This is a genomic window from Variovorax sp. OV700 (assembly GCF_900099805.1).
Classification (GTDB): domain Bacteria; phylum Pseudomonadota; class Gammaproteobacteria; order Burkholderiales; family Burkholderiaceae_C; genus Variovorax.
Genome location: NZ_FNDR01000002.1, coordinates 22,440 through 34,664, shown reverse-complemented (window position 1 = coordinate 34,664; position 12,225 = coordinate 22,440). Strand labels below are relative to the sequence as shown.

Genomic DNA, 12,225 nt, shown 5'->3' with positions numbered 1-12,225 from the left:
ATACCGCCAGATCACCCCTCCGGACCACCGTGGCCCAGCCTTCCGCCGAGCGCCTCGTCGATGTTGTGATGAAAGCGCAGCACCTCGTGCTCGAGCCGGCCGAGATGAAAATGCGTGTTGGCGCCGCTGGAAAGGCCGCGCTGGATCGCCACCGCTGTGGCAATGTCCTCTTGCTGGAAAACGGTCTGTTCGATGAGCTGGAAGGTCTTCTCCCAGTGAGGGGTCCAATCGTCGCCAGTGCGATCCGGTGGAATCAGCATCGTGTGCACCCAGCGGACCTGATCCGGCGCCGGCGAAAACATGCCGATCAGGCTCACGTAGTCGGGGTGCCAGATGAGAAAAGTGTTCGGGAACACGAGCTGCGTCGGCGTGGCGAGCTTGCACAGTGCGTCGCGGCCCTGCGGCGGCTCGAAGGCCTCGAAGGCGGCCCGCCGCGCCACCAGCGAGTCCTGGTGCGGCCCGGCATGCAGGTTGACCGTGTACGCGTCGGCAAAGAAGGGATAGATCGTGTCGCGGTGCAGCACGCGGATGTGATAGCCCTCCAGGAAGGCGTCGACCGTCAGCTTCCAGTTGGCCTGGTACACCCGGTCGACCTTGCGGAACACGGTCATTCGGGGCAGGCCCATCCAGTCCATGTGCGCGCCCAGCCCTTGGAGGAAGGCCTCGGCCGAAAACGCCGCGCCGGGACTGCACTTGACGACGACCAGCCCGCTGGCTTCGTCGCAGGGCAGCTCGACCAGGTTCAGCGTGGCGGGATCGATGCCGTCGAAGGTCTCGGCATGCAGGCGATGGCGCAGTCGGCCATCGAGTTCGTAGGTCCAGGCATGGTAGGGACAGACCAGGGCCTTGCAGGCTTTGGCCTTGGCCGGCTCGGCGCCGGGGTCGGAGCCGGCGATCAGCGCCATGCCGCGGTGCCGGCAGACGTTGAGGAAAGCACGCACGCGGCCGTCGGCCGCCCGGGTCAGGACGATGGGGACGCCGAGAGCGTCGAAGGGCAGGGCCGATCCGATCGGAATTTCCGAGCTGTGGGCCGCAACGATGGGCCACTGGCCGAACAGCGCCGCCTGCTCCTGCTGCCAATGCTGCGGGTCCGTGTAGTGGCTGACCGGCACGGTTCCGGACTGCTCCCCCTCCTCACGCGATTGGGTGAGCCGAGCCTGGTCGAGGCGGTGGACCATGTCGGCCAGCGTCGCCGGTATCGGTGCAGCAGTGTTCGGATTGATCATCGGGATCGCTTCGCATCGTGGTGAGCCATGGAACAGCCCTCAGCTTAGGTTGAATGCGTGCCGGACATGTTCAGCTTTCATTCGCGGATGCCGGCAGGTGCGCAGTCCAGCCCTCCGGCACATCCGACGCGAGGGGTGTTCAGCTTTTCCGGGCTCGCGTGGGCCGCCTTGCACCCGCCGCGGTGAACCCCGAAGATGAGCCCCTTCCTCCATTGGAGCTCGCCATCGCCCCCGCATGAATTCGATCGTCAGACCTCGCCGCAAGCCCATGCAGTCGCGCGCCTGGATGACCAGTTGCGCGATCCAGGATGCCTTCGTCATGCTGCTGGTCGAGCGGGGCTACGAGAAGATGTCGATGCGCGAGATCGCAGGCGTTGCGGGTGTCGGCCTGGGCACCCTGTATCTGTACTTTCCCGGCAAGGAGTCGATTGCCGCGGTCACCATCCGCCGCTGGATGCGCAAGCAGGCCGCGATCCTGGCGGAGGCCTCCAAGGTGTCCAGTCCGCGCACGGTCGAGCTGGCGGCGCGAGCCATGGTGCAAGCGCATGTGCGAGGCCTGCTCGGCCAGGAAAACGAGTGGCGCGCATTGCTTCATCTCGAACGCCGCATCTCTTCGCCCGCCAGCTACCGCGAGATCTACCGCGAATTCGTCGGCCTGTTCCGCGATGCCTTCATCGCGTCTTCCGACTGGCCAGTCGGGGCCGATCCGCTGCGTGCCGCATTCAATGCGTTCTCGATGGTCGATGGCATCGTCGGGCATGCGCTGCTGGTGCAGGAGACCTGCCCGGATGCGGGAGAACTGGCGGCCGACATAGAGTGCGCGGTGGCCGGCTACATCCGGTCCGTACAGGCGCAGGCGAGTCGTATCGGTGACATGGAGACATGCTGGCCAGCCTCCGCATGACTGCGCTGCTGCGGGATTTCACCAAGGCCCTGCGGCCACAGGGGCGGCGCATACTCGCTGCAGCGCCGCTCGTCGGCCCCTCTCGGGGTTCCGGGCGACTGTCAGGAGGCACGCCTTGCAGCGAACCGACATTGCGAATCCGGCCTATTTCCACAAGGTCGTCGATTGCCAGTACGCCTGTCCGGCGCACACCCCTGTTCCCGAATACATCCGCATGATCGCGCAGCGCCGCTACAGCGACGCCTACATGATCAACTGGGTTTCCAACGTCTTTCCCGGCATCCTGGGGCGCACCTGCGACCGGCCTTGCGAGCCGGCCTGCCGGCGCGGGCGGGTCGAGGAAAGCAACGCGAAGGATCCGGAGCCGGTGGCGATCTGCCGGCTCAAGCGAGTGGCGGCCGACATGAAGGACGACGTGCGAGCGCGCATGCCCAAGCTCGCGCCGAAGAACGGCAAGCGCGTTGCCTGTGTCGGCGCGGGGCCGGCATCGCTTACCGTCGCGCGCGACCTTGCGCCGCTGGGCTACGAAGTGACGGTGTTCGACGGCGATGCCAAGGCCGGCGGCTTCATCCGCACGCAGATCCCGCGCTTTCGGCTGCCCGAATCGGTGATCGACGAGGAGACGGGCTACATCCTGGACCTGGGCGTCGAATTCCGCGGCGGCGAGCGCATCGACTCGATGAAGGCGCTGATGGCCGAGGGGTGGGATGCGATCTTCGTCGGCTGCGGCGCGCCGCGCGGGCGCGACCTGGACCTTCCCGGCCGCCAGGAAGCGGCGGCCAGCATCCACATCGGCATCGATTGGCTCAACTCCGTCTCGTTCGGCCACGTCACGAGCATCGGGCAGCGCGTGATCGTGCTGGGCGGCGGCAACACGGCGATGGACTGCTGCCGATCGGCCCGCCGGCTGGGCGGCACCGACGTGAAGGTCATCGTGCGCAGCGGCTTCGAGGAGATGAAGGCCTCGCCCTGGGAGAAGGAAGACGCCCAGCACGAAGGCATTCCGATCATCAACTTCCACGTGCCCAAGGCCTTCGTCCACGAGGAGGGCAGGCTGGTGGGCATGCGCTTCGAGATCGTCCAGGCCGCGTACGACGACCAGGGCCGCCGCACGCTGGTGCCCACCGGCGCGCCGGACGCCTGCTTTGAATGCGACGAGGTGCTGGTGGCGGTGGGCCAGGAAAACGCCTTCCCGTGGATCGAGCGCGATTGCGGCCTTGGCTTCGACACATGGGGCCTGCCGGCGCTCGACAAGAACACTTTTCAATCGACGGTGCCCAACGTGTTCTTCGGCGGCGATGCGGCCTTCGGGCCCAAGAACATCATCACCGCCGTGGCCCACGGCCATGAGGCTGCGGTGTCGATCGACAAGCTGTTGCGCGCCGAGCCGGTCTACGTTCGCCCGCCGCCCATGACCAACCTGGTGTCGCAGAAGATGGGCATCCACGAGTGGAGCTACGACAACGACACCTCCAACGACCTGCGCTACAAGGTGCCGTGGGCCAAGGCCGAGGCAGCGCTCGCCAGCATCCGGGTGGAGGTGGAACTGGGCTTCGACGCCGCCACCGCCTTCAAGGAGGCCGAGCGCTGCCTGAACTGCGATGTGCAGACCGTGTTCAACGAGACCACCTGCATCGAGTGCGATGCCTGCGTGGACATCTGCCCCATGGACTGCATCAGCTTCACCGCCAACGGCGCGGAAGCCGAGCTGCGGACCCGGCTCAAGGCGCCGGCGCTCAACCTGGCGCAGGACCTGTACGTGTCCGGCGGGCTCAAGACGGGCCGCGTGATGGTCAAGGACGAGGACGTCTGCCTGCACTGCGGCCTGTGTGCCGAGCGCTGTCCCACGGGGGCGTGGGACATGCAGAAGTTCTTGCTGAAGATGACGCCCGCGGGGCAGGGGGTGGCGCGATGAGCGCCGTACGGCCGCCTGAAAGGGCAAAGGACGGGGCGAAGGAAATGGAGAGCTTGAACCCCATCCCGCAGATCGAAGCGGTCAACGATTTCGTCATCAAGTTCGCCAACGTCAACGGCTCAGGCTCGGCCTCGGCCAACGAGCTGTTCGCCAAAGCCATCCTGCGCATGGGCGTGCCGGTGAGTCCGCGCAACATCTTCCCCAGCAACATCCAGGGCCTGCCGACCTGGTACGAGGTGCGCGTGACCGAAGCGGGCCACCTGGGGCGGCGCGGCGGCACCGACATGATGGTGGCGATGAACCCGCAGACCTGGGATGCCGACCTGGCCGAGCTGGAGCCCGGCGGCTATCTCTTCTACGACAGCACGCGGCCGCTGCCGCCGTCGAAATTTCGCAGCGACATCCGCGTCATCGGCATGCCGCTCACCGATATCTGCAACGCCGTCTACCAGGACCCGCGCCAGCGCCAGCTGTTCAAGAACATCGTCTACGTGGGCGCCCTGGCCATCCTGCTCGGCATCGAGCCGAAAGTGGTCGAAGAGCTGTTCGGCGAACAGTACAAGGGCAAGGAAAAACTGCTGGCCTCCAATGTGCAGGCGCTGCACCTGGGCTGCGACTTCGCAAGGGAAAACCTGCGCGAACCGCTGGGGCTGCAGGTGCGGCGCGCCGACCGGGTGGGCGACCGGATCTTCGTGGACGGCAACAGCGCCGCGGCATTGGGCTGCGTGTATGGCGGCGCCACGGTCGCGGCCTGGTATCCGATCACGCCGTCGTCCTCGGTGGCCGAGGCCTTCCAGAAGTACTGCACCAAATTCCGCGTCGACCCAGCCACCGGCCAACAACGATTCGCCATCGTGCAGGCGGAAGACGAACTCGCCTCGATCGGCATGGTGGTCGGCGCGGGCTGGAACGGTGCGCGGGCCTTCACCACGACCTCGGGGCCGGGCGTTTCGCTGATGGCCGAGTTCATCGGCCTGGCCTACTTTGCCGAGATCCCCGTCACGCTCATCAACGTGCAGCGCGGCGGGCCTTCCACCGGCATGCCGACGCGCACGCAACAGGCCGACATCCTGTCCTGTGCCTACGCCTCGCACGGCGACACCAAGCACGTGCTGCTGTTTCCCGAGGATCCGCACGAGTGCTTCGAGCATGCGGCGGCGGCGCTGGACCTGGCCGACCGCCTGCAGACCCCGGTGTTCGTGATGACGGACCTGGACATCGGCATGAACCAGCGCCTGTGCGCGCCCTTTGCCTGGGACGACAGCAAGGCCTACGACCGCGGCAAGGTCATGAGCGCCGAAGAGCTCGAGGCCGGCCGCGACTTCGGTCGTTACAAGGACGTGGACGGCGACGGCATCCCGTGGCGCACGCTGCCGGGCACGCATCCGACCAAGGGCAGCTACTTCACCCGCGGCACCACACGCGACGCCTATGCCCGCTATTCGGAGCGCGGGCCGGACTACATCTACAACATGGAGCGGCTGCTGAAGAAGTTCGCGACCGCGGCCACGCTGGTGCCGCAGCCGGTGCTGCGCCCGGCCGCCCAAAAGACCGAGCTGGGCGTGATCTATTTCGGTTCGACCAGCCCGGCCATGCACGAGGCGCTGCAGGCGCTGGAGGAACGCGGCATCCACCTCGATGCGCTGCGGCTGCGGGCCTTTCCCTTCCCGGACAGCGTGGTTCGTTTCCTGGCGCAGCACGCGCAGGTGTTCGTGGTCGAGCAGAACCGCGACGCCCAGATGCGCAGCCTGCTGGTCAACGAGCTGGACATCGATCCCGCACGGCTGGTCCGGGTGCTGCACTTCGACGGCACGCCCATCACGGCGCGCTTCATCGTCCGGTCCATCGGCACGCACCTGCAGGCGCAGGCATCCGGCACCACCGATCCGAAGGAGCCTGCATGACCTACCTCGCCAAGCCCCGGCTGCACCACCCGACGCTGGCCACCAACAAGGTCGGCTACACGCGGCGCGACTACGAGGGCAAGATCTCCACGCTGTGCGCCGGCTGCGGACACGACTCGATCTCCGCCGCCATCATCGAGGCCTGCTGGGAGCTGGACATCGAACCGCATCACGTGGCCAAGCTCTCGGGCATCGGTTGCAGCTCGAAGACGCCGGACTATTTTCTGGGTGCGTCGCACGGCTTCAACACCGTGCACGGCCGCATGCCCAGCGTGCTGACCGGCGCCAACCTGGCCAACCGCGACCTGCTGTACCTGGGCGTTTCGGGCGACGGAGATTCGGCTTCCATCGGCCTGGGCCAGTTCGCCCATGCCATGCGGCGCGGCGTGCGCATGGCCTACATCGTGGAGAACAACGGGGTCTACGGCCTCACCAAGGGCCAGTTTTCCGCCACTGCCGACCAGGGTTCGAAGAGCAAGAAGGGTGTCGTCAACACCGACAGCCCCGTGGACCTTGTTGCCATGGCGCTGCAGCTGGGTGCCAGTTACGTGGGTCGGGGCTTTTCGGGTAACAAGGCGCAATTGGTGCCGCTCATCAAAGGGGCGATCAGCCACGGCGGAGCCGCTTTCATCGACGTGATCAGCCCCTGCGTTGCGTTCAACAACCATCCCGGCAGTACCAAGAGTTACGACTATGTGCGTGAGCACAACGAGGCGGTGAGCCGCATCGACTTCATCAGTGGGCGAGAGGAGATCGCCGTCGACATCGAGCCGGGCGAAGTGATGGACGTGCGCCAGCACGACGGCACGCTGCTGCGCCTGCGCAGCCTGCATCCCGACTACGACCCCGGCGACCGTTACGCCGCCATGGCCTACATGCAAAGGCACCAGGAAATGGGCGAGGTGGTGACCGGCCTGCTCTTCGTCGACCCGCTGGCGACCGACCTGCACACGGCGCTCAACACCTGCGACCGGCCGCTCAATGCGCTGGGGCCTGCCGAGCTGTGCCCGGGCGGCCAGGCCCTGGAACGGCTCAACGCCTCCTTGCGCTGAGCGGCGGCTCGCTGCACCATTGCCATCCTTCTCTTCTGGAGGTCGCACCATGGCCGAGCGCACCGTTTTCCAATCCATCTCGCGCAAGCATGTGGTCAGCCTGGGTCCCCAGGCCAGTGCGCGCGACGCCGCCTGCGTGATGACGCGTGCGAACTGCGGCAGCGTGCTCATCATGGAGCTGCCCGACATCCTGCTGGGCATCCTGACCGAGCGCGACCTGATGACCCGCGTGCTGGCCCGGGGGCTCGACGCCGATCACACTTCGGTGCGCGAAGTCATGACACCCAACCCGATCTGCGTGCCGCCCGAAACGCTGGTGTCCGACGCCGTGGTGCTCATGCTCGAACGGGGCTTCCGCCATCTGCCCTTGATGGCGGGCACGAAGATCCTCGGCGTGTTCTCGGTGCGCGACGCGCTGCCGCGGGAGCTCGGCACCGCCGTGAGCCTGACCGAATTTCGCGAGCAGGTGAATGACGCGCTGGGGTAGGGCGACCGCAGTGGGCAATGGGCCGTTCGCGATGCCAGTGCGATCGACCGTCTTCTAGCCGTTCAGTACGAGAGAGCCCTGCGGATACTGCGCGCACATGAATTCGACGAACGCCCGAACCTTTGGCGCGGGAAGCCGCCGCGAGGTATGCAGAACCCAGAGCGCGGGCTCCACGCCCGACACCGTGCCCCACTGAACCAGTTCTCCGCGCGTCAGTTGGTTCCACGCAATGGACTGTGGGATCAGGGCGGCGCCAGCGCCAGCGATCGCAGCGTCGCGAATCATGAGGAACGAAGAAAGTCTCAGCCGCGGGATTGGCTCCAGGACAAGGCGTCCGTCGTCGAGCGTCCAGTTCCCGCCTTGAAAGTTTGTTGAAACGACGCCGGGAACGGGGCTGACCTTGCCGGGCGTTGGCACGGGCACAGAGGGCGCCGCCACAACCACCAGCCGGTCCTTGGCGAAGCACCGGCCCACGAGGCTGCTGTCCGGGCTTGGACTGATCCGGATCGCGGCATCGAACTGCTCCTCGACGAGGTCGACCAGGCGATCGTCCGCGACCACCTCGCACGCGACCTCGGGATAGGCCGCGCAGAACTCGGCGCAGATGCGACCCATCGCCAGCTGGGAGAACAGCACTGGCGAAGCGATACGCAAGCGCCCGCGCGGTACCGACAAGCCCTCGCGCGCGGACGTCATGGCGTCAGCCACCTCATGCATTGGCCCTTCGGTGCGGTCCATCAGCATCTGGCCGGCTTCCGTCAGCTTGAGCCCGCGGGCGCTGCGCTCGATGAGTCGCACGCCGAGCTGCTCTTCCAGGTCCGCGATGCGCCGGGACAGAGTGGCCTTCGATCTGCCGCTCGCGCGGCTTGCCTTTCCGAGGCCGCCATTGGTGGCGACGAGCGCGAAGTCGGTCAATGCGTTGAGGTCCATGGTGTTCCGGATTTGAGACGAGGTGTCTTCATTTTCGAGTCTTCGTTTTGCCAATGCAACGGCCTATCTTCTCCTCATCGCAACTTCGACCGGAGAAAACTGAAATGACCACTGCCACCACCACTGCTCCCACCACCGCTCAACGCGCCGTGCTGATCCGCGCCTATGGCGGTGCGGCCGCCGCCGAGCTCGCCGAGATCGCGACACCCGCGGCCGGACACGGCCAGGTCCTGGTCCGCGTCCGGGCCGCCGGCGTGAACGGCATCGACTGGAAGGTTCGTGAAGGCTTCGTGCGGGAGGCGTTCCCGCTTCAACTGCCCGCCGTGCTGGGCATCGAACTCGCGGGTGTCGTCGAAGCGCTCGGTCCGGGCGCCTCGCGCTTTCGGGTGGGTGATCGCGTCATGGGTCCGCTGGGAGGGCTGGGTGCCTATGCCGAGTTCGTGGCGGTCGACGAGGCGAAGCTCGTGCGCACGCCGCACGGCCTGGACGACCTACATGCGGCCGCCATCCCGGTGGCGGCCGTGGCCGCCTGGCAAAGCTTGCATCACGCGGGCCCGCTCGCCGCAGGCCAGCGAATCCTGATCCACGGCGCAGCGGGAGGGCTGGGCGGCTATGCGGTGCAGTACGCCAAGCGGGCCGGCGCCGAAGTCTTCGCCAGCGCGTCGACCGCGCACCTCGACTACGTTCGCAGCCTGGGCGCGGACCACGTCATCGACTACCGCACCGAACGCTTCGAGTCGGTCGCGCGGGACATCGACCTGGTGCTCGACTACGTTGGCGGCGAAGTGCTCGATCGCTCGTGGCAGGTGCTGACGAAGGACGGCGCGATCGTCGGCACGTCCTCGCCTGACATCCTTGCACGCACGCCACCCGGCCGGCGTGGACTGTGGTTCATGAACAAGCCGGACATCGACCTCCTGGAACGGCTGGCGGCAGAGATCGCCCAAGGCACGCTGATCTCGAAGCTCGACGAAGTCGTGGGCTTCGACGACATCCCCGCGGCCATCGAACGCAATCGCACCGACCCTCGCATCGGCAAGGTCGTCGCGGATTTATCGCGCTGATCGACGTCGTTACCTCGTTACCTCGTTCCCTCTTCAACCCGTTTTCCCTCAACCTCTGGAGATTTTCATGAGCATTCTCGTCACAGGTGCCACCGGCACCATCGGTTCTCTCGTCGTCCAAGGCCTGGCCAGCGCCGGCGCCGAAGTCAGCGCGTTCGTTCGCACACCCGGAAAACAAAGCTTTCCGGCGGGCGTCAAGGAGGTCGTCGGCGACCTGACCGACGTGCCTTCGATGCGCGCGGCACTGTCGTCGGTGCGCACGCTGTTTCTGCTGAACGCCGTCACGCCCGACGAAGTGACGCAAGCCCTGGTCGCGCTGAACCTGGCGCGCGAGGCTGGCATCGAGCGCGTCGTCTACCTCTCGGTCATTCACGCAGACAAGTTCACCGACGTGCCGCACTTCACCGGCAAGCACACGGTCGAGCGGATGATCGAGAGCCAGGGCATTCCGGCGACCATCCTTCGCCCGGCCTACTTCATGCAGAACGAGCGCATGGTCCAGCAGGTGATCCAGGGTTACGGCGTGTACCCGATGCCGATCGGCTCCACCGGCGTCGCGATGATCGATGCGCGAGACATCGCGGACGCCGCCGTCGCCGAACTGCTGCGCCGCGACCGAGCGCTCGCGCCGTCACCGCGCGTGACGCTGGAGCTGGTCGGGCCCGAACTGTTGACTGGAGCGTCGGTGGCCAAGATCTGGAGTGCCGCGCTCTGCCGCGAAGTGGCTTACGGCGGGGACGACGTGGCGGCCTTCGAAGTGCAGATGGCCGCGTTCGGGCCGTCCTGGCTGGCCTACGACATGCGCCTGATGATGGCCGGGATTCAGAAGTTCGGCATGCACGGTGCGGACGGCGCAGCGGATCGCCTGCAAGCCCTCCTCGGCCGTCCACTGCGCAAGTACGCTGACTTCGTCAAGGAGGCCACTGCCACACCGGCCGCATCGTAGGCGGCGCGCATCGCGTACCTCAGCCGGGACCGCAGTCCCAAGCAATGCCGGTTCTTGCACGGGGCAAGTTCTCGTTGGCGATCTGTAGACGGAAGGCGGCTTGCTCAAGGCCCTAAGCGCGGTGAACGCTCGAGTTCGCTTCCAGCAATCCCTTCGCCTACCTGACTACAGAAGCGGACCTTCCGGCGCAGCGTCTGTTGAATATCATCGGGCCCATGGCGATATCCGCGTTTGCTGTCCAAGTGCCCTCGGCCGAGCCGTTCGTCGGCGACTTACGCGAGCGCTTCGACGCGACGGCGAAGCTGGGGGTGCCAGCGCACATCACTGTGCTGGTGCCGTTCATGGACCCTCAGCACATCACGCCCGCCGTACTGGACCGAGCGCAACACGCGTTGAATCGGGTCGCCGCTTTCTCCTTTTCGCTGGGCAGGGTGGCACGCTTCCCTGCCACCGCGTATCTCGCGCCGGAACCTCCCGAGCCGTTCATCGCCATGACCAAGGCACTCGTGGATGTCTTTTCAGATTTCCAGCCGTACGGAGGTGAGCACCAAGGAGTAGTTCCGCACCTTACTGTTGCCCATGGGGACCCATCCGAGGCCGATGCAGTCGTTGCAGAGTTGCAGCGGCGGTTAGATGCATCTGGCGCCATCAAGGCAGATTGCGCCTCGGTCGTTCTGATTGAAAACTCGACAGGCCGTTGGGAAGAGTTGCATGTCTTCCACCTGGTGTCGGCCGATACATAGCCGTTCCTTTCGGCCGAGGCGAAAGAACAGAATGCGGCCAACAGCGAACCGTCGGCACGATCGTACAGCGCGAAGTTGAATCTCTCAAAGACCCACGAATGCATGCCTTCTGACTCAAACGTCCCCTTGCCGGCTTGCGTGCCGCTCCCTCGGATAGCATTCACCCTGACAGGCCGCCGCCTCCATGTTCCATCGTGGACGGCTTCCCTGGACAAGGTCTATTGATTTGGATACCGAAAACGCTTTCGCCGAACTGGGATTGGCACCTGACGCGACCGAGCGCGAGGTGAAGGCGGCAGTCGGTTGCATCAAGGTGCTGCGAGGCAAGGTCACCGACATCTGCGCCACCTGCGCGGGCGCCGGGCACCAGGTGCTGGGCGGAAATTGCGCTCGGTGCGGGGGGTCTGGTGCGATCCCGAAGCGCTCCTTTTTCGGTTGGCCCGCCGGTGTGACCGAGTGCGAGGCTTGCTTGGGCGGCGGCATCGCGAGGCAGCCATGCGTAGCGTGCCGCGGGGTCGGCAAGATGGCGCCGCGCGGCTACAAGATGAACGTGCGCATTCCGCACGGAGTGCGCGACGGCGATCTGCTCCATGTCGACGGACAGCGCGTTCGCGCCGGAGGCCCTCCCGCTGACATCGAGATTCGCGTCGAGGTGTCGGAGCACGCGTTCTTCAAGCTCGACGACGACGGCACCATTCGATGCGAGATGCCGGTCGATGGATTCGCATGGATCGCCAATCGGGAAGTCAAGGTGCCGACCGTCACCGGCTTTCAAGCGCTGCAGCTGAGCCGCGACCGGCTGTCTTACCGCTTGAAGGGCCAGGGCTTCCCGGTGCAGCGCCGCGGCACGCGTGGAGACCAGCTGGTCACGCTGGCGCCGATATTTCCAGAGCAGCTCAGCGCCGATCAGCAGATCCTGCTCGACCAGCTCTTGGCCACCAGTTCGGGCGCCGGCGGAGAAGCATTGGACGAGCGCCTTCGCACATGGAATCGGGATCTACGCGCCTGGGAACGAAGCCTGTAGACGGTGGTGGCTGAGCCTGCAAAGGATCGC

11 protein-coding genes are annotated in these 12,225 nt (G+C 66.1%); 9 read left to right on the top strand and 2 right to left on the bottom strand.

The window, feature by feature from the left end; all coding sequences use genetic code 11:
- Positions 1 to 11: 11 nt before the first annotated feature.
- Positions 12 to 1,226 (bottom strand): aromatic ring-hydroxylating oxygenase subunit alpha, encoded by a 1,215-nt coding sequence (locus tag BLR24_RS03740; RefSeq protein ID WP_093012938.1) that lies wholly within the window; start codon positions 1,224 to 1,226, stop codon positions 12 to 14.
- A gap of 235 nt (positions 1,227 to 1,461) precedes the next feature.
- On the opposite strand from BLR24_RS03740, the gene BLR24_RS03735 reads away from it, so the two are divergent.
- The 5 genes from BLR24_RS03735 to BLR24_RS03715 all read left to right on the top strand — a co-directional run bounded on the left by BLR24_RS03735 (position 1,462) and on the right by BLR24_RS03715 (position 7,488).
- On the top strand, positions 1,462 to 2,130 hold the full coding sequence (locus BLR24_RS03735; RefSeq protein ID WP_093012935.1) for a TetR/AcrR family transcriptional regulator: 669 nt from the start codon (positions 1,462 to 1,464) through the stop codon (positions 2,128 to 2,130).
- A 115-nt stretch (positions 2,131 to 2,245) separates the two neighbouring features.
- Positions 2,246 to 4,045 carry an FAD-dependent oxidoreductase gene (locus BLR24_RS03730; protein ID WP_093012932.1) on the top strand — a complete coding sequence of 600 codons (1,800 nt, stop codon included), beginning with the start codon at positions 2,246 to 2,248 and terminating at the stop codon, positions 4,043 to 4,045.
- Positions 4,046 to 4,089: 44 nt separating this feature from the next.
- Positions 4,090 to 5,949: a 2-oxoacid:acceptor oxidoreductase subunit alpha gene (locus BLR24_RS03725; RefSeq protein WP_093012929.1), complete on the top strand. Its 1,860-nt coding sequence runs from the start codon at positions 4,090 to 4,092 to the stop codon at positions 5,947 to 5,949.
- Entirely contained in the window at positions 5,946 to 7,001 is a 1,056-nt protein-coding gene (locus BLR24_RS03720; RefSeq protein ID WP_093012926.1) for a 2-oxoacid:ferredoxin oxidoreductase subunit beta, read from the top strand. The genes BLR24_RS03725 and BLR24_RS03720 overlap by 4 nt, the downstream gene beginning before the upstream one ends.
- A gap of 49 nt (positions 7,002 to 7,050) precedes the next feature.
- On the top strand, positions 7,051 to 7,488 hold the full coding sequence (locus tag BLR24_RS03715) for a CBS domain-containing protein (RefSeq protein WP_093012923.1): 438 nt from the start codon (positions 7,051 to 7,053) through the stop codon (positions 7,486 to 7,488).
- A 54-nt stretch (positions 7,489 to 7,542) separates the two neighbouring features.
- On the opposite strand, the gene BLR24_RS03710 is transcribed toward BLR24_RS03715, so the two are convergent.
- Positions 7,543 to 8,418, bottom strand: a complete 876-nt coding sequence (locus BLR24_RS03710; RefSeq protein WP_093012919.1) for a LysR family transcriptional regulator — start codon at positions 8,416 to 8,418, stop codon at positions 7,543 to 7,545.
- Between the two features lie 104 nt (positions 8,419 to 8,522).
- Between BLR24_RS03710 and BLR24_RS03705 the strand changes: the two genes are divergently transcribed.
- The 4 genes from BLR24_RS03705 (at position 8,523) to BLR24_RS03690 (ending at position 12,195) form a co-directional block, all read left to right on the top strand.
- Positions 8,523 to 9,482 carry an NADP-dependent oxidoreductase gene (locus tag BLR24_RS03705; RefSeq protein WP_093012916.1) on the top strand — a complete coding sequence of 320 codons (960 nt, stop codon included), beginning with the start codon at positions 8,523 to 8,525 and terminating at the stop codon, positions 9,480 to 9,482.
- Positions 9,483 to 9,549: 67 nt separating this feature from the next.
- Positions 9,550 to 10,428 (top strand): SDR family oxidoreductase, encoded by an 879-nt coding sequence (locus BLR24_RS03700; RefSeq protein WP_093012913.1) that lies wholly within the window; start codon positions 9,550 to 9,552, stop codon positions 10,426 to 10,428.
- Between the two features lie 215 nt (positions 10,429 to 10,643).
- Positions 10,644 to 11,171 (top strand): 2'-5' RNA ligase family protein, encoded by a 528-nt coding sequence (locus tag BLR24_RS03695; RefSeq protein WP_093012910.1) that lies wholly within the window; start codon positions 10,644 to 10,646, stop codon positions 11,169 to 11,171.
- 226 nt (positions 11,172 to 11,397) lie between these two features.
- Positions 11,398 to 12,195 (top strand): DnaJ C-terminal domain-containing protein, encoded by a 798-nt coding sequence (locus BLR24_RS03690; RefSeq protein ID WP_254787152.1) that lies wholly within the window; start codon positions 11,398 to 11,400, stop codon positions 12,193 to 12,195.
- The last annotated feature ends 30 nt before the right edge of the window (positions 12,196 to 12,225 follow it).